This window comes from Variovorax sp. GrIS 2.14 (assembly GCF_046115955.1).
Classification (GTDB): Bacteria; Pseudomonadota; Gammaproteobacteria; order Burkholderiales; family Burkholderiaceae_C; genus Variovorax.
Genome location: NZ_JBJXIA010000013.1, coordinates 48,131 through 65,574 on the forward strand (window position 1 = coordinate 48,131; position 17,444 = coordinate 65,574).

Here is a 17,444-nt window from a genome sequence, read left to right on the forward strand (position 1 = left end):
GGCACCCATGCTGCACGCCATCGTTGCTGCATTGCGCGACTCGCGCGGCTTCGCGCACAAGCGCGACATCAGCGACATCGTCACCGCACTCGGCCGCGCACTGCCCGGCGGCACAGCCGACCTGTCGCAAGCAGTGCCCATCGGCGACGACTGCGCAGTAATACCCGACGGCAATGGCGGCTACCTTCTCTTCGCCATCGAGGGCCTGGTCGAAGACTTCATCACCCGCATGCCGTGGTTCGCCGGCTACTGCGGCGTGATGGTCAACGTGAGCGACATCTACGCGATGGGCGGCCGGCCGACGGCCGTCGTCAACGCGCTGTGGAGTGCGGGCATGCAGCCGGCGGACGAAATGCTCAAGGGCATGGCGGTGGCGTCGGCGAAATATGGCGTGCCGATCGTCGGCGGTCACAGCAACAACCGAAGCGAGCGTCCCCAGCTGGCCGTGTCCATCCTTGGTCGCGCGAAGAAATTACTGACGAGTTTCGATGCGCGGCCAGGCGATCGCCTCGTGATGGCGATCGACTTGCGCGGCGCCTACGAGGAGCCGTTCCCCTACTGGAACGCCTCGACCGCGACGCCCGGTGAACGCTTGCGTGGCGATCTCGAAATCCTTCCGTTGCTCGCAGAAGAAGGCCTGTGCGATGCCGGCAAGGACATCAGCATGGCCGGCGCCATCGGCACGGCGTTGATGCTGCTCGAATGCTCCGGCGTCGGCGCGACGATCGACATCGATGCCATTCCGCGGCCTGCCGGTGTGCCGCTGCTGCGCTGGCTGACATCGTTCCCCAGCTACGGTTTCGTGCTCAGCGTTCGGCCCGACAAGGTCGACGCGGTGCTCGCGCGTTTTGCAGCGCGCGATCTGGCTGCCACCGTCGTTGGCGATGTCGACGCCACACGCAAGCTCATGTTGCGCCAGGGCTCGCAACACGAAGAGCTGTGGGACTTGCAGCGCGACCCGTTCATCTGCGAGGCTGCCGACTCCGAGTCCGACGCGCAGGTGGCCCATGCGTGAAGCGTTCGACTTTAAGAAGCCGCTTCGCATCGGCCTGTTGACGCACTCGGTGAACCCGCGCGGCGGCGTGGTCCACACCATCGAGCTGGCGCATGCCTTGCACGATGCCGGCCACGATGTGACGGTGATGGCACCCGCGACGCCGGGTCAACGTTTCTTCAGGCCGATGCGATGCGCGACGCAACTCGTGCCGGTCGGTGGCACGCCCCACGACATGGTCGAGATGGTCGGTGGCCGCATCGAGGCCTTCACCACCCATTTGTCTGCGCTGATCGAAAAGAAGCCGTTCGACGTGCTGCACACGCACGACCCGATCGGCGGCAACGCGCTGGCCAACCTGCAAGACGAAGGGCTGATCGATGGCTTCGCGCGGACGGTGCATCACCTCGAAGTCTTTGCGTCGCCGCAGTTGATGTTCTGGCAGGCGCGCGGCTTTCGTCGTGCGCGCCAGGTGTTTTGCGTGAGCCGGTTGTGGCAAGACATCCTGCGGCGCCAGCACGGCATCGATGCGTCCGAGGTGAGCAATGGCGTCGACAGCGAGCGCTTCAGCGCCTCCGCACATGACACCGATGCGGCGCTGGCACGTCGGCTCGGCGTGCGCACGGGGGCGCCAGTCGTGCTGGCGGTGGGCGGCGTCGAAGCGCGCAAGAACACGCTGCGGCTGCTCGAAGCCTTCGTGCTGCTGCGCGCGCGCAGGCCCGATGCGCAACTGGTGATCGCAGGCGGTGCCAGCTTGCTCGACCACGCACACTACACCCGCGATTTCAAGGCGTTGGCCGATGCCAGTGGACTGCGCATCGGCCGCAACCAGCCGGTGGTGCTGACCGGTCCGCTCGACGATGCGGACATGCCCGGTCTCTATCGCTTGGCCGATGTCGTTGCCATGCCGTCGCTCAACGAGGGGTTCGGTTTGGTCGTGCTCGAAGCATTGGCGAGCGGCGCGCCGGTGGTGGTGTCGCGCATCGCGCCCTTCACGGAATACCTCACCGAGGCCGATTGCCAGTGGGCCGACCCCGAGCAGCCGTCATCGATTGCCGACGCGATCGATCGCGCGCTGAACTCCCGCGACCCGGCTGCGATCGCCCGCTCCGCCGCGCGCCTCATCGCCCGCTTCAGCTGGGCCGCCAGTGCCGAGCGACACGCGACGTTGTACCGGCAGGGCCTGTCCGCCGAGCCGGCGTCGGCAATGCAACGCGCTGCCGCGACCTGTTGAGCAATCGCTCGACACCACAAGGAAATCCGTATGCCCGTGATGCACTTCAATGTTCGATGGCCCGACTTCAGCGAGACGCGCTGCTACTCGCCGTCGCTGGTCGTCGAGGACTTCCTCGCCGTCGGTCAAAGCTACCCGCTTCCGGACTTCATGCAGCGCACGCGCGATGCACTCGGCATCGCGTCGGAGCGCGTGCGCGCCAAGTACGGCTTCGCCTGTTCGCAGGCAATGGACCAACTGGCCGAGATCGAGCACATCGCAACCCGGTTCGACGCGCAACCCGATGCGCAGGTGACCGTCATCGCCTTCGACTGATTGAATAAAAGAAACACCATGCTTACCAAGACCACTCATTACAGCGTCGTCATCGTCGGCGGCGGCCAGTCCGGCCTGTCGCTCAGCCACTGTTTGCAGCAGCGCGGCATCGACCATCTGGTCATCGAAAAACGAAGCCTGGTGCACAGCTGGCGGACGCAGCGCTGGGACTCGTTTTGCCTCGTCACGCCCAACTGGCAGTGCGATCTTCCGGGCTGGCCGTACAAGGGTACCGATCCGCACGGCTTCATGGTCAAGGACGAGATCAACGCGTGGCTGGCCGGTTTCGTCGAGCAGGTGCAGGCGCCGGCGATGGAAGGCGTCACGGTCAACAAGGTGTCGCGCGCGGGCGAGTCCGACCGGTACACGGTCGACACCAGCGCCGGCCAGTTCACTGCCGACCAGGTGGTGGTGGCGTCGGGCGGCTATCACAAGCCGGTGATCCCGCGCATGGCCGAGCGCCTGCCTGCCGGCATCGTGCAATACCACTCGGCTCAATACCGTAACCCCGCGCAATTCCCCGAGGGTGCGGTGCTGGTGGTGGGCTGCGGACAGTCGGGTTCGCAGATCGCCGAAGACCTGCATCTGGCCGGCCGCAAGGTGTTTCTTGCCACGGGCAACGCGCCGCGCTGCGCGCGCTTCTATCGCGGCAAGGACGCGGTCGACTGGCTCGCCGACATGAAGTACTACGACATGCCGGTCACTGCACATCCGTTGCGCGAAGGCGTGCGCGACAACACCAACCACTACCTCACCGGGCGTGATGGTGGACGCGACATCGACCTGCGTGCGTTCGCCAACGAAGGCATGGAGCTCTATGGTTTGCTGACCGGCATGGAAGGCGATGCGCTGCAGTTCCAGCCCAACCTGCGCGAGCACCTGGACCACGCCGACAAGATCTACAACGGCATCAACGCGTCGATCGACAAATACATCGAAGCCAACGGCATCGATGCGCCGCCGCCCGAGCGCTACGTGCCGGTGTGGGAGCCGAAAGAGGAGCGCACGACACTCAGCCTGCGTGCCTCGGACATCACCAGCGTGGTGTGGTGCATCGGCTTTCTGCCTGACTTCGCATGGGTCGATGCGCCGGTGTTCAACGGCAAGGGTGAGCCGGTGCATCTGCGGGGCGTGACGCATCAGGCGGGGTTGTATTTCCTCGGCTTGCCGTGGCTGCACACCTGGGGATCGGGCCGGTTCTCAGGTGTCGCGCGAGACGCGTACTACCTCGCAGAGCAGATCGATGGGCGGCGCAAGAACGTGCAAGGTTCGGCGCTGTCGCGAGAAGAGAGCCTAGCTTCGATGAGCTGAAAGTTGGGCGCGCCTGCGAGGGCGGGCTCAGGCGGGAGGCGCAGGCAACTCGAATTGCAGGAAGTGATGCAGCATGGCGAAGTGGTCGTCCATGAAGTGGGCCTCTTCCGCCACGAGCGCAGCGATGGGCGTCCAACTGGCCGAGGCCGCATCGTCGTCGGCGCGCACCGTCGGCAAAGGGCGATCGCCCAGGTCGAAGTAGTGCGCGTGCGTGATCGTGCGGCCGCGCTCGCTGCGATCGGGGGCGTCGAATACCGCAGTGCCCCTCAGGCAGGCGCGCAGGTCGGCGTCTGGCACGTCGAGGTGCGTTTCTTCTTCCAGCTCGCGCAGGGCGGAACGATGCGTGGTCTCACGCTGCTCGATGAAGCCGCCCGGCACGGCGAGCAAACCTTTGCCTGGTGCTTCGCCACGGCGGATCAGCAACACATGGTCGCGGCACTTCACCACGCAATCGACCGTGACCAGCGTGGGCGGCCAGGGCGCCGCGGCCCAGGTGGCACGGTAGTCCCGCAGCATCGTCCACTCTTCTTGCAACGCGGCGAAGGTTGACTCGTTGCGCCAGATTGCCAGGAAGTCGAACGCCGGCAGCGGCACCATTGCGCGCAGAGGGCCGTCGTCGTTCGCACCGAACAAGGCGTCGCGCGCCGCACGGGCTGTTGCGGTCGAGGCGACCGACAGCGTCGTCAACTGCCATTCGGGAAACCAGTCGAGATAGGCGGTGGTCGCGTCTTTTCGGTGGCCGACCAGCAGCACCGCGGTCGGCGCGGAGGCGGTCGCATCGGTCGAGCCCGTCGAACCAGCCGTGAAAGTCGTTGCCGCTTTCGCTGTGTTCGCCTTGTTTGCGCTGGCTATCGCCTGGCGAACTTCGGCGATCCACGGCGCGTCTTCATGGTGATCGCGCACCGGCACAAAACTGACCCGCTCTCGATCCGTTTCAGGCAAAGCGCGTCGAATCATCTCGGCACGTTGCTGCCAGCTGAAAGGATGCCGCGGCGAACGCGCGTGAAAGGCCGAGCCGATGACCACGATGCAGCGCTGCGCTTCAGAGAGCGCGTGCTGCAACAGGGCGAGGTGACCTTTGTGGAAGGGTTGGAAGCGGCCGACGAAGACGGCGAGATCATGCATCGCTCGAATGTAATGCCCGAGCGGAGCGCAAAAAGCAAAACCCGCCGGTGGGCGGGTTCGGTGAAGTAGCCAGCGCGCTGGATCGCGTGGTGGCCGAGCGGTGGAGCTCCTCAGAAGTTCGTGACGGCCCACTCGGCAACACGACGGACCGACGCTGAATTTCGCAGGCCGAACTGGCGCTGCAGTCGCGCCGCCCGGCATGCGCGTTCGCGGGCGACCGATTCCAGTGCGTCGGCGACGGCAGCTGCCGTGCGGCCATCGTGTGCCGATTCGCTTCGGAGTGAGTCTGCGAGCCCGTGAATCTGCTCGATGCTCAGGCGCTCGGGGCGAGGGGAAACGTTGAACATCATGTTGCGATCAACAGGCGAACCAGCACGGGAATGGCGATAACCAGGAACCCGAGCATGACGTTGCGGCGCCAGCCAGCGGCGTGCTGCTCGCGTTGGCCGGAACGGTAAGACTGGGTGAAAGCAGCCCGTTCGGTCGAATCGGACTTGTCTTTCCACCATTCGTGAGGGGTTTGTGCGCGCTGTGTCATGTAAGCAATTGTGCCTACGTCATCCTTTTGACGGGAGGAACTAGGTCACACTTAAGTACACAAAAACAAATCTCGAGCCCGAGGCCTTGGTGCCCTCGACAGGAATCGAACCTGTATCTGAGTCTTAGGAGGACCCCGTTCTATCCATTGAACTACGAGGACTGAGCGCGCGAAAACTTGCTTGTTTCGGGGCTTCGGGCAGCGGCGACGACTTTAACAGTTCAGTCGTATTTGAGCGTGTAGATCAGGTCGAGTCCGCTCTTCTGGCCGGCCTGGCCGCGCAGGGTCAGGCGCCGCGTCAGGTCGTAGAAGATGAAGAGCGTGCCGAAGGTGCCTCCGATGCTGCGCTCGTAGGTCACGTAGAAGTCCGACGACAGCCGCTTGCCGAGCGTCACCGCCGATTCGCGCAGGTCACCACCGCTGCCAGGGCCTTTGAAGCCGATTTCGTCGAGCCCGAAGCGGCTGGCAAGGCTGCCGCCGGTGCCGCCTTTGCCCAGCCCGCCGAGCACCGCCAACGCGGCCTGCTGCAGCAGCAACGATTCGCCGCCGCTGCTGGCCTGGGCGCGTCCGAGGATCACCCATGACAGTGTCTCCGCGTCGGAGAGCGCGGGCTCGGAATAGAGCCGCACGCGAGGTGATTGCGCAGTGCCTGTGATCTGCACGCCCGCGCGCTGGGTGATGTTCGGCCGGATGGCCAGAATGTCGAGCGACGGGTTATCGAACGGACCGTTGAAGCGCGCCAGGCCGCTCTCTACATCGAGTTCCTGGCCGTAAGAACGATAGCGGCCACGCACGGTCTTGACCTCGCCGGTGATGCGCGGCGGCGCTGTAAGCGAGGTACTGCGGATGTCGAGCTTGCCTTCGAGACGCGTCGTGATGCCGCGGCCCTGGACCGCGAAGTCATCGCCGAGGTCGAAGGTGACTGCGATGTCGGGTGGCTTGGCAGTTTGCGGTCGGGCGTTGTTGCTTGCCGCGGTCGTTTCGGCAGCGCGCGCGGCAGCGTCGCGCTTGGCTTGCTGCTCAGCCGCCTCGCGGTCTTTGGCGGCTGAATGAACCACCACATCGCTGCCGAGACTTGGCGCGGTCTCGTCTGGCAGGATGATCACTGCGCGATCGGTCTTGAGGTCGCCCCGCACGGTGAACTGGCCGTTATCGAGGTGCGACTGCATCTCACCCGAAATTGTCACCTGTCGATCGGTGCGGACCAACACACGCAAGCGCGTCAACTTGCCTTGCACCGACATGCGGATGCCAGACCCCGAGGTGGTCGCGTCGCTGTTCCAGCGGACCTCGCCACGGGCCGACAAGCTGCCGCCATCGCTCGCAGCCTCGCTGGCGGCCGTGCTCCTGTTGCCGCTCTGGCCCGCGATGCGTGCCGTGCTGCCGGCGCCGCCCTTGAGCGTGAAATCCGTGATCTCGACGCGGTCGCCCGAAAGCGCGACCCGCAAGCGCCCATCGCGCAAATCGAGTCCTTCGACGGGCGCGCGCAAGGCGAGCTGGTCTGCACTCAATGTCCCGTTCCAGCGCGGTGCTGCGCGATGACCCGACAGCGTGGCATCGGCTTCGAGCGTGCCGGCCACGCGCCAGCCGGGTGGCGCAAGAATCGACCACACGCCCAGGCTCGGCAGTTTGGCCGTGAGCCGGCCGGCGAGGGGCGCGTCGGCAGCCCACTGCCAGCCGCCGTCGTGCTGCACCACGCGGCTCGACGCTTCGGCGTTGAGCTGACCGGCACGCTCGCTGTCCCAGGCCAGCGTCGCCTTGATCGCGTCGCCTTGTGCGTCGACTTTGAGTTCGGCCTGCCGCAGGCCGGCGGGTGTGCTGGGGCCGACCGCGTCGCCATCGGACGCCGTTATGGTGCGCTCGCTGGCCGTGCCGGTGCCATGGCTCGTGATGCGCGTGACGAGCGCCGCTTCGCCGGCCTGCACGCGGATGTCGCCGCTTTGCCGAGCAAGCCGCGCATGGGCGCGAAGTGCGTCGCCGGCGTCGATGTCCCAATCGCCGTCGAACAACAAGTCGCCGGTGACGCCGGCATCGGCCAGTGCCGTGTTGGCGCCCAGTGCGCTCGCCCAAGCCATCGGCAGGCCCTGCAGCTTGCCTTGCGATTGCAGGCGGTACACGCGGTTGGTCGACGTGCCGCTCTGGCTGAAGCGCAATGGTTGCCAGTCGATGCGCACCGTGCCCGGCACCGGGCCGCGCAGCGTCGCGCCTGCGGCCGAAGCTTCGACGTCGAGCCGCGCGGCCGTCTTGCCATTCGCGGCCGTGCTGCGGATCGTGGCGCTGATGGCGCGGCTCAGCTCCAGCGTCCAGGGGCCGGGCCGCGTGCTGTCCTGCGCTTGAAGATGCAGGCTGGCGATCGTTGCGCGCCATTGATCGGCGCGCTCGAGGCCGCCGCTGGCGCGTGTGTCGAGCGTGATCTTTTGCGTGCCGGTGCTGGCCTCGCCTTGCAGCGACAAGGTGGCTTGCGCCAGGCTGCCGGCCAGCTCTGCGCGGATGCCGCGCAGTTGAATGATCGACGAAGCAGAAGCAGAAGAAGAAGAAGAAGCAGAGGCGGGCGCCGGCAACCGAAGATCGAGCTTCTGCGCGATCAGCGTGGCTTGCACGGTCGGCTCCGCGTTGCCGCGCGGCGAAGGCGTCGTTGCGCTTTGCAAGCGCCGTTGCACAGCCAGCCAGCCACCTTGCCAGCTGGCATCGAGACGTGCGGCACCTTGCGCGCTGCTGCCGTCAAAAGCCGATGCAAGCCCGGGCAGTCCTTCGATCCACTTCTGCAGCGTCGCCGCATCGTCGATGCGTGCCTTGAGTTCGCCGCCGCCCTGGTTCGGCGCGATGCGTCCCTGCAGCTCCGCGCTGGCGCCTGGCAAGACGACGTTCAGATTGCCGCTGCCCGCCTGCTCGGCCACACGCAATTGCAGCTTGCCGTCGACGCTCGCGCGCTCGGCATTGATGCGCAGCATGCGCAAGTCGAGTGTCTGGTTTTGAAAGAGCCACTGACCTCGGGCCACGGCGCGATCGAGCTTCAAGCCCTTGAGCGAGTTGGTACCGGCGCCGCCTTCGGCTTGCAGCGCCACGTCGAAGGTCAGCGCATCGCCATTTTGCTCGGCAGTAACGCGGCCATTGATGGGCGCGCCAGCCAGCTCGGTATGCAGCTCGCCGGGCTTTACGCCGCTCACTCTGGCAGTGGCTCGCCATGGCGCCGGGGCAGGAGCCCAGGCGCCTTCGGCATCGATGCGACCGCCGCCAGCGTGCACCGTGGCGTCGGCGATCTTCCAGGCGGTGCCGTCGAAACCGACGTCGGCCTCCACCTGTTCGAGCGGCAATTTGCCGAGGTCCCAGGCGCCGGGCAGCGCGTTGCGGATGTTGCCCCGGGCCTGCCATGCGGCTGGGCCTACGGCGGCGTCGGGTTGCAGCGCGATGGTGCCGGTCAGCTGTGTTCGAGGTGCGCCGGGCCAAAGGCTCGCGGCGTCGATGTTTCGCAGATCGACATGCGCATCTATCACCGGCTGCGTTTGCCATGGCGCGATCTGGGCTTGCAGCGCGGCTTGCATGAGCTCACCCGCGACCGGCGTCGTGGCATCGGCCGGCTTCAATTGCGCGCTCACCCGCAAGCGTGCGGCTGCGCCGCTCAGCGTGCCCTTGATCGTGGCATCGGCCGCGACGTCGATGCTGCGGCCTTCGGCCAGCGGCGCCTTCACGCGACCATCGAGTGCCGCATCGATCGCCATCGGCGCCGGGCCTTGCAGTGCAACGCGGGCGCTGTAATGCCCGTCGGCGATGTCGACACCGGTGACGTCCAGCGCATGCTGCGCGTTGGCGTATTTGTAGAGGCCCGACAGGTTCGTGGCCTGCAGCGCAGGTGGCCCGGTCCAGCGCAAATCGTCGATGCGAAATGGAAACTCGACATCGATCGGCAGTGCCAGTTGCTCCAATGGTTCGGTCGGCGTTTTGCTCGGTGGACCACGACGCTCGATCAGCAATTGCGCCGCATGAACTTCACCCAGTTGTACCTTGCGTTTCAAGAGTGGCGCGAGTGCCCAACCGATCTGGGCCCCGTGCACCTCGACTGCCAACGTCGGGCCTTGCCAGCGCAGCCAGCCGATACGCCCACCGGTGCGCAGCGAGCCGCTGACGTCACGGCTTTCAAGTGATTGGCCAGCCGGCAGATGATTCGCCGCTTGCGTGAGTGCGAAGGCCAGCGACTGGTTCGACCCGAGCCACCACCAGGCGCCTGCGGTCAGCACGAGCACCAGCGCGATCAGCCCGGCGAAGCTCCACGCCAGCGCGCGCAGCGCACGACGGGTGCGCGAGCGGCGCACCACCTGCGCTTCGGGCGGCAAGGCGGTCGTCGTTGCGTTCGAGGAAGGGGATTCGGCTTCGCTGCTCATCGTGCTTGTCAGCTGGCGCGATCTCAAAAGGTAAAGCCGAGCCGCAGATGCAGCCTGAACTTCCTGGTGTCGACGCCGTACGCGATGTCGGCCTGCACCGGACCGACCGGGCTGCGCCAGCGCACGCCGGCACCCACACCGACCTTGGCTTTCAACAGCCCGGGCTTGTCGGCCACGGCGCCGGCGTCGACGAAGGTCACGCTCTCGAAATCGGTGAGCTTGCCGCCATAGACGACCGGGCGTTGCCATTCGACGCTGGCCACCGCGAGATAGCGACCGGCGACGATGGTGCCGTCGCTGCGCACGCTGCCGATCTGGCGGTAGCTGTAGCCACGCACCGTGGTGTCGCCACCGGTCAGAAACATCAGCGTCGAAGGGATCTGCGCGCTGTCTTTGGCCGCGACCACGCCGCCTTCGAGCCGCAACTGCAGTCGGCTGCGACGTGCCTGCGTGCCGTCCTCAGGCACCGTGCCGATCGGCACGATGCCAAGCCAGCGCGCATACGTGCGCACGAAGGGCGTTTGTTCGCCCGTCAGCGTGTAGCCGGCGCCGACTTCGAGCGCCAGCGCCTGGCCGCGCGTAGGTGCGGTGTTGTTGTCGAAGTAGCGGCCGGTCCATCCCCAGTTGGCACTGATCGCCGAAGCTGACGGCGGTGCGTCGTAACCGCGGTTTTGCGCGTAGTCGTATTGCAGGAAATAGCTGCGGTCGATGTGGTCGCCTGCTTTGCTGCGGCCACTGCGCAATCGGCCGCTGTCCACGTCGTAGGTGCCGGCGGTTTCACGCTTGAGCTCACCGCTCGCGAACCAGCGCCACCCGTTGTCGCCGGGGATGCTGTTCCATTCCGAGCCCAGCGAGCGGGTCTCGCGGTCGACCGAAAGCCGCGACACGGCACGCCAGCCGAGCACCGGCATCTTGTTGTCGATGTGGTCAACGGAAAGGCGCGGTCCACTGTCGGTGGTGAAGCCCGCGCCGAGCACGATCTTTTGCAGGGGCGCTTCGCGCAGCTGCGCGACCACCGGCGCTGCCTGCGGGTTCAATGACTCGGTGTCGAGCGTCAGGAACACCGAGTCGTAGTAGCCGCTGCTGGCGAGACGTTGCTGCGCATCGAGCAGTTTTTGCTGGTCGTAATCGGCGCCGGTCGGCACGCGGGCAATGCGGCGGGCGCCGTTGGCGTCGTAGCGTTCGCTTCCGCGCACCTGCAGCGGGCCGAAGCGATAGGCCGGGCCGGACTGGTAATCGACGGACAACTTCGCCTCCTGCCGGTCGGCGTCGACATCGGCCACGCTCTTCAGAATGCTGCCGGTCGGGTAGCGCTTGGCCGTCAGGTTGCGCAATGCCACGGCCTTGGCGTTGTCCCAGGCCAGTTGGTTGAACGGCTGCCCGGCACGCAACGACCAACCGACCCGTACCGCGTCGCGCTGCGCTTGCGACGTCGGGTCGTTTTCGATCGGGCCGGCAAAGCCGATCTGCACCGAGCTGACATGCGTCACTTCGCCGGGGTCGACCGTGATGACCACTTCGCGAGGAGCCTTGGCGCCAGCAATTGGTGTTTCCTTGAGTTCGAGCGTAAGCGTAGGCGTGAAGTAACCCAGCGTGCCGAGCAGCTCGCGCGCGTTGGCCTCGGCGGCCACCATAAGGCGCGAGAGTTCGGAGGCGCCAAGGTCGTCGACTTGGCGATAGCGCTGGATTTCAAGGTGCCGGTTGAGGTAGTCACGGACCGTTTCAGGGCCGTGCACTTCGAGGGCGAAGGCGTCGCGCTTGTCGCGTTGCGCAGTGCTGCTGGCGACCGGTGCGCCTTCAGGTGCATCCGCGGGCGGTGTGTGGCCGGTGAGGCCCGACAGCACGCTGCATCCCTGCAGAAGAAGGACACTCGCAAAAAACAAAGCCGGCATCCATGCCGGCGTAAAAAAAAGCACCCTCCTGACCATCGGGTCGATTCTGACAGCAAGGTCAGCCAGCCCGATATGCCCCACAGCACCGCAGGGTCACATGCGCAACGGCGGGGTCAGCGGCCGGTGACCTTCTTGATGGTCGACCAGACGATCGGCGGCGTCAGCACACGTGCCACCGCGAGGGCCTTGTCGATGGGACGACGGTCCATGAAGATCGTGTTGAGCATGTCGCGACTCGGTTTGCCGGCCTCGGGACTGCTGTAGTAGTAGGCAGCGATCGAACGCCGCGGCCGGCCGTCGGGCGCGTTGAGTGGATCGGTATGACCGTGGTAGCTGGCCTTGCCGTGCAGCATGAATATGCTGCGTCCAAATTCCGGCTGCACCTTGGTGATGCAGGCATTTTTCTTCTTGTCCCATAGCTCGAGTGCCGAGCCCCAGGTCGGGTCCCAACCCTTGTTGAGATAGGTGATGAACACCATCTCGTTGATCAGTCCGGACTCGGTGTGGCGGCCGAAGTCGCGATGGATCGCGAACGAGGCGCCGGTGCGGCTTTCATGCAGACCGCCGCCATGCAATTGCGGGTCGGGCAGCAGGTACGGTCGGCCCGTGATGCTCGACACCCATTCGGTGAACCAGCCCGAGTTGACGATGTCGAAATAAATTTGCGAAGCCGGCCCGAGGCGGGCCCCGATCACCGATCGGCGAAACGATTCATAGCGGCTTTTGACGTCGAGCCAACCGCCCGTCGTGAGCGTTTCGAACTCTTCGAGCACCAGCTCCAGCAGGCGCGGATTGAAGATGCCTTCGATCACCAGATGCGGAAAAGGCTTTGCGACCAGCAGCTCATCGCGAAAGCGCTGGCGCTGCTCCGGCTCGAAGAGCTTGTAGTTGACCAGTTCATCCAATGGCAGCCGGACGCCGCGGATGGTTACCGTATTGGCAACGGGAGCGCGCTCCAACTGTCCCACGGACGCAGCCTCCGTGGCCGATGTAAAGATTTCGGGCGGGACGCTGATCGACATGATGTGTTGGGCTTAAGGGTCGAATGTGTGTACGTTTGTATTAATGTATCTGAAAGTAGCGAAATGCTCAAATTTTCAGTTTGATCCGGATCAATGTTCCGGTCGACGCTATTTGGAAAGCAGGCGCATCGCCTCTTCCAGCCCCTTGAGCGTGAGCGGATACATGCGGTTGGACACCAACTGCTGCATCACGGCGATGCTCTGGCGGTACTGCCAGACCCCCTGGGGTTCCGGGTTGATCCAGGCAAATTTAGGGAAGGCATGCGTCAGGCGCGCCATCCATTCGGCACCGGCCTCTTCGTTGTTGTATTCGACGCTGCCGCCCGGCTGCAGGATTTCGTAGGGGCTCATCGTGGCGTCGCCGACGAAGATGAGCTTGTAGTCCTTGTTGTACTTGCGCAGGATGTCGACCGTGGCGAACTTTTCCGAGAAGCGCCGCTTGTTGTTCTTCCACATGAAGTCGTAGACGCAGTTGTGGAAGTAATAGAACTCGAGGTGCTTGAACTCCGTCTTGACAGCTGAAAACAGCTCTTCGACGCGCTGGATGTGTTCGTCCATGGTGCCGCCCACGTCCATCAGCAACAGCACCTTGACGTTGTTGTGACGCTCGGGCCGCATCTTGATGTCGAGATAGCCGGCGTTGGCTGCGGTCGATTGGATGGTGTGGTCGAGGTCGAGTTCCTCTTCATGACCTTCGCGCGCAAACTTGCGCAAGCGTCGCAGCGCGATCTTGATGTTGCGCGTGCCCAGTTCCTGGCTGTCGTCGTAGTCCTTGTAGGCGCGCTGATCCCACACCTTGACCGCGCTTTTGTTCTTGCCGGCACCGCCGATGCGCACGCCTTGCGGGTTGTAGCCGCCGTTGCCGAAAGGCGATGTGCCGCCAGTGCCGATCCACTTGTTGCCGCCTTCGTGCCGCTCCTTTTGCTCCTCGAAACGCTTCTTCAATGTTTCCATGAGCTCGTCCCAGCCCATCTTTTCTATCTTGGCTTTTTCTTCGGCGGTGAACTCGCGCTCCAGCGTTTTGCGAAGCCAGTCGAGTGGCACTTCCTTGGTGAAGTCGGTCAGCGTGTCGACGCCCTTGAAGTAGCTGGCAAAGGCACGATCGAACTTGTCGTAGTGCTTCTCGTCCTTGACCAGCGAAGTGCGGCTCAGATAGTAGAAGTCATCGAGGCCGAAAGCATCGTCGGAGTTGGGTCCGACCACGTCGGCCTTCAGTGCTTCGAGCAGGACCAGGTATTCCTTGACCGACACCGGCAACTTGGCCGAGCGCAGGGTGTAGAAAAAGTCGATCAGCATGGCGGATCACTCCTTGTGGTTTGCTTGCGAACGTGGCTTGTCGAGCAGATAGAGCAGTTGCGCCCTGACCTCCGGCCATTCGCCCGAGCGCAGGCTGTACATCACCGTGTCGCGGATGGTGCCGTCGCGGCGCATTGCATGGCCGCGGATCACGCCGTCTTTACGGGCGCCGAGCCGCTCGATGGCGCGCTGCGACGCGTGGTTGAAGTTGTCGGTGCGCCAGCCGACCACATTGCAGCCGAGCACGTCGAACGCGTGGCTCAGCATCAGCAGCTTGCAGGTCGTGTTGACGTGCGTGCGCTGGCAGCGCTTCGCATACCAGGTGTAGCCGATCTCGACGCGTTTCACTGCGGGCAGGATGTCGTGATAGCTGGTACTGCCAAGCACGGTGCCGGTGGCCTCCTCGGTCACCGCAAATGCGAAACGATTGCCGGCCTCGCGCATCTGCAATGCGGTCTCGATGTAGCTGCCGGTGTCTTCAGGCTCGGGCACCGAGGTAATACGCAATTTCCATAACTCGCCATCGGCCGCTGCGGCGCGCAAACCCAATTCGTGCGAAAGCGCCAGCGGCACCAACGCCATGCCGCGCGACGAGAGAGTGATCGGTTCGACGAAAGCCATCTGTTCAGCCTCTGGGGTTTCCATACCGGCGCGCGTACCAGACACGCGCCAACTGCAGCCCGCCACCGGCACCGAGGCCGACGAGCAGGATGCCGATCATTTCGCGGGCGCTGTAGCCGGCGCTGGCAAAGGCATCGATGCCGAACGCCATGCCGATCCAGCGACCCAACAAGCCGCCCACGACGAACAGCACCGCCTGCGCGACGCCGAGAATGAGCAACTGGCTCGTCGGGTGCGGTGTTTGAGCCATGCGCCTCAGCGGTTGTTGCGCTGCATGAAGACGAGCTTCTCGAACAGCGTCACGTCCTGTTCGTTCTTGAGCAGCGCGCCGACCAGCGGCGGCACTGCCACCTTGTCTTCCTTGCTCTGCAACGCTTCGAGCGGAATGTCTTCTGCCACCAGCAGCTTGAGCCAGTCGAGCAGCTCGGAGGTCGAAGGCTTCTTCTTCAGGCCCGGCAAGTTGCGCACGTCGTAGAACGTCTTCATCGCGGCGGTGAGCAACTCCTGCTTCAGGCCGGGGAAGTGCACGTCGACGATCTGCTTCATCGTCGATGCGTCGGGGAACTTGATGTAGTGGAAGAAGCAGCGGCGCAGAAAAGCGTCGGGCAGCTCTTTCTCGTTGTTCGAGGTGATGAACACCAGAGGCCGGTGCTTGGCGCGAATGAGCTCGCGCGTCTCGTAGCAATAGAACTCCATGCGGTCGATTTCGCGCAGCAGGTCGTTCGGAAATTCGATGTCGGCCTTGTCGATTTCGTCGATCAGCAGTGCCACCGGTTCTTCTGCCGTGAAGGCTTGCCACAACACGCCCTTCACGATGTAGTTGTGTATGTTCTTGACGCGCTCGCCACCGTCGACGTCGGCCAGTTGCGAATCGCGGAGGCGGCTCACGGCGTCGTATTCATACAGACCCTGTTGCGCCTTGGTGGTCGACTTGATGTGCCATTGGAGCAGCGGCAATTCGAGTGCCTGTGCCACTTCTTCGGCCAGCATCGTCTTGCCGGTGCCGGGTTCGCCCTTGACGAGCAGGGGCCGTTTGAGCGTGATGGCGGCGTTGACTGCCAGCATCAGGTCTTGCGTGGCAACGTAGTTGTCTGAACCCTTGAATTTCATGGATGTAGCTGCAACAGGAGGGTGGATAAAAGAAGACAGTCGAGTCGCTATGCGGCCTGTGAGGCACATTCCGCACGGGGCTGCTGAGAGCCGCCCCATGAGCCGCCGCATATAATCGAAAGTTGATAGAGAAACCGAGATTTCCAAGAGATTGTGCGCGCAAAATGAACAAGTTGTTGACCACGATGTTTGCCTTCGCTGTCGCTTGCGTGACGCTTTCGGCCCAGTCCCAAACGCTCACCGGCAACGCGAAAGACGGCTCCAAAAAGATCGCCATGTGCGTGGGTTGCCACGGCATCGTCGGGTACCAGGCGAGCTTTCCCGAGATCCACAAGGTGCCGATGATTGCGGGCCAAAGCGCCACCTACATCGTGTCGGCACTCACTGCTTACAAGGGCGGCGATCGCAAGCACCCGACGATGCGTGCCATCGCCGACACCCTCGCGCCGCAAGACATCGTCGACCTCGCTGCGTACTACAGCCAGCTCGGCCTGAAAGAAGGCGACGCGCCGCCGGCTGCGTTGGCCAAGGCGCCCAGCAAGGAAGTCGAAGCACTTATCGCGCGGGATGCGGCCAACGCCTGCACCAAGTGCCACGGCGCCAATTTCAATACGCCGAACGACGGCACCGTGCCCAAGCTGGCCGGCCAGTATCCGGACTATCTCTTCGTCGCACTCAAGGCGTACAAGGCCGACAACCATCCAATGGTCGGCCGTGCCAATGCCATCATGGGCGGGCAGGCCAAGAGGTATAGCGTGGCTGAACTGAAGGTACTGGCCAGCTACATCAGCACGTTGCCGGGCGATGTGAAAACGGTCCCCGAGTCGCTCCTTCACCGGTCTGATTGAAGATGCCGGTGAAGACGCCAGGTCAGGCGTCCCGGCACCATTGAAAAAGCCCGCTCGCAGCGGGCTTTTTTACGGTCGAGCTCACAACGCGATCTCTCGGCGCGCCATTGCACGGCAAGCCGGGTTCAGACGTCGAAAAACACCGTTTCGCCATCGCCCTGCATACGGATATCGAAGCGATATCGCACTGCGCCGTCTTGCGCCACGCGTTCCGCGATCAACGTGCCGCGGCGATCGGCGGGTACGCTTTGCAGCACGGCGTCATTCGCGTTGGCACCCGCTTCGTCGCTGAAATAGATTCGCGTGAAGGTGTGCAGCAACAGCCCTCGCATCGTCACGATGACGTTGATGTGCGGTGCCTCGCCCGATGTTTCGGCGCCGGGCTTCACCGTATGGAATACGAAGCGATTGCCGCTTTCGGTTCCCGTGCCGCAGCGGCCGAATCCCCGAAAGCCCGAGCTTCGCGCCTCGTCGACCGTTTGCGGATAGCGGCCTTCGCCATCGGGCTGGCTGATCTCGACCAGCGCATCGCCGATTACATTGCCGTCGCCGTCGATCACGCGGCCTTCGACCCGAATGCGCTCGCCTCTGGCGTTTTCGAGCGCCAGCACGGCGTCGAAAGGCTGGTCGAAGTCGTAGCCGTATTGCGAGGCGGTGAGGCCGTAGGCAAAGTAGGGGCCTACGGTTTGGGAAGGGGTCTGGCCGAAGTCGGCTTCCAGTGCGCTCATCATGGTGCGAGTCTCCTTGTCGGTGTCTTTG

At 64.3% G+C, this 17,444-nt stretch carries 16 protein-coding genes and 1 tRNA gene; 5 read left to right on the forward strand and 12 right to left on the reverse strand.

Annotated elements, in window-relative coordinates:
* Window positions 1-7: 7 nt before the first annotated feature.
* From RCH10_RS19565 to RCH10_RS19580, 4 genes are read left to right on the forward strand one after another with little or no spacing between them, the layout of a single operon-like run.
* Window positions 8-1,015 (forward strand): sll0787 family AIR synthase-like protein, encoded by a 1,008-nt coding sequence (locus tag RCH10_RS19565; RefSeq protein ID WP_409053684.1) that lies wholly within the window; start codon window positions 8-10, stop codon window positions 1,013-1,015.
* Window positions 1,008-2,228, forward strand: coding sequence for an MSMEG_0565 family glycosyltransferase (locus tag RCH10_RS19570; RefSeq protein ID WP_409053685.1), 1,221 nt, complete (start codon window positions 1,008-1,010; stop codon window positions 2,226-2,228). Before RCH10_RS19565 ends, RCH10_RS19570 begins: the two co-directional genes overlap by 8 nt.
* Before the next feature lie 30 nt (window positions 2,229-2,258).
* Complete coding sequence (locus tag RCH10_RS19575) at window positions 2,259-2,543, forward strand: MSMEG_0570 family nitrogen starvation response protein (protein ID WP_409053686.1); 285 nt, start codon at window positions 2,259-2,261, stop codon at window positions 2,541-2,543.
* Window positions 2,544-2,561: 18 nt separating this feature from the next.
* A complete protein-coding gene (locus RCH10_RS19580; protein WP_409053687.1) occupies window positions 2,562-3,854 on the forward strand; it encodes an MSMEG_0569 family flavin-dependent oxidoreductase in 1,293 nt (430 codons plus the stop codon).
* A gap of 27 nt (window positions 3,855-3,881) precedes the next feature.
* On the opposite strand, the gene RCH10_RS19585 is transcribed toward RCH10_RS19580, so the two are convergent.
* The 11 genes from RCH10_RS19585 to RCH10_RS19635 form a co-directional block, all read right to left on the reverse strand.
* Window positions 3,882-4,979, reverse strand: a complete 1,098-nt coding sequence (locus RCH10_RS19585; protein WP_409053688.1) for an NUDIX domain-containing protein — start codon at window positions 4,977-4,979, stop codon at window positions 3,882-3,884.
* Window positions 4,980-5,089: 110 nt separating this feature from the next.
* The gene (locus RCH10_RS19590) at window positions 5,090-5,326 is read right to left on the reverse strand and encodes a hypothetical protein (RefSeq protein WP_323495684.1); all 237 of its coding nucleotides are present in this window, start codon (window positions 5,324-5,326) and stop codon (window positions 5,090-5,092) included.
* Window positions 5,326-5,517 (reverse strand): hypothetical protein, encoded by a 192-nt coding sequence (locus RCH10_RS19595; RefSeq protein WP_323495683.1) that lies wholly within the window; start codon window positions 5,515-5,517, stop codon window positions 5,326-5,328. The genes RCH10_RS19590 and RCH10_RS19595 overlap by 1 nt, the downstream gene beginning before the upstream one ends.
* An 87-nt stretch (window positions 5,518-5,604) precedes the next feature.
* Window positions 5,605-5,679: transfer RNA gene (locus tag RCH10_RS19600), tRNA-Arg, on the reverse strand.
* Between the two features lie 59 nt (window positions 5,680-5,738).
* Window positions 5,739-9,896 carry a translocation/assembly module TamB domain-containing protein gene (locus RCH10_RS19605; protein ID WP_409053689.1) on the reverse strand — a complete coding sequence of 1,386 codons (4,158 nt, stop codon included), beginning with the start codon at window positions 9,894-9,896 and terminating at the stop codon, window positions 5,739-5,741.
* A gap of 23 nt (window positions 9,897-9,919) precedes the next feature.
* On the reverse strand, window positions 9,920-11,788 hold the full coding sequence (locus RCH10_RS19610) for an autotransporter assembly complex protein TamA (protein ID WP_409053690.1): 1,869 nt from the start codon (window positions 11,786-11,788) through the stop codon (window positions 9,920-9,922).
* Between the two features lie 113 nt (window positions 11,789-11,901).
* Entirely contained in the window at window positions 11,902-12,810 is a 909-nt protein-coding gene (locus RCH10_RS19615) for a 2OG-Fe(II) oxygenase (RefSeq protein ID WP_323495679.1), read from the reverse strand.
* 108 nt (window positions 12,811-12,918) lie between these two features.
* The gene (locus RCH10_RS19620; RefSeq protein WP_187053047.1) at window positions 12,919-14,106 is read right to left on the reverse strand and encodes a VWA domain-containing protein; all 1,188 of its coding nucleotides are present in this window, start codon (window positions 14,104-14,106) and stop codon (window positions 12,919-12,921) included.
* A 6-nt stretch (window positions 14,107-14,112) separates the two neighbouring features.
* Entirely contained in the window at window positions 14,113-14,727 is a 615-nt protein-coding gene (locus RCH10_RS19625; protein WP_409053691.1) for a GNAT family N-acetyltransferase, read from the reverse strand.
* 4 nt (window positions 14,728-14,731) lie between these two features.
* Window positions 14,732-14,977, reverse strand: a complete 246-nt coding sequence (locus RCH10_RS19630) for a hypothetical protein (protein WP_323495677.1) — start codon at window positions 14,975-14,977, stop codon at window positions 14,732-14,734.
* A gap of 5 nt (window positions 14,978-14,982) precedes the next feature.
* The gene (locus RCH10_RS19635) at window positions 14,983-15,837 is read right to left on the reverse strand and encodes an AAA family ATPase (protein WP_409053692.1); all 855 of its coding nucleotides are present in this window, start codon (window positions 15,835-15,837) and stop codon (window positions 14,983-14,985) included.
* 164 nt (window positions 15,838-16,001) lie between these two features.
* Between RCH10_RS19635 and RCH10_RS19640 the strand changes: the two genes are divergently transcribed.
* The gene (locus tag RCH10_RS19640) at window positions 16,002-16,685 is read left to right on the forward strand and encodes a c-type cytochrome (RefSeq protein ID WP_409053693.1); all 684 of its coding nucleotides are present in this window, start codon (window positions 16,002-16,004) and stop codon (window positions 16,683-16,685) included.
* Between the two features lie 125 nt (window positions 16,686-16,810).
* Here the strand turns inward: RCH10_RS19640 and pcaG are convergent, their stop codons facing one another.
* Window positions 16,811-17,416, reverse strand: a complete 606-nt coding sequence (gene pcaG, locus RCH10_RS19645; RefSeq protein ID WP_409053694.1) for a protocatechuate 3,4-dioxygenase subunit alpha — start codon at window positions 17,414-17,416, stop codon at window positions 16,811-16,813.
* Window positions 17,417-17,444: the final 28 nt, after the last annotated feature.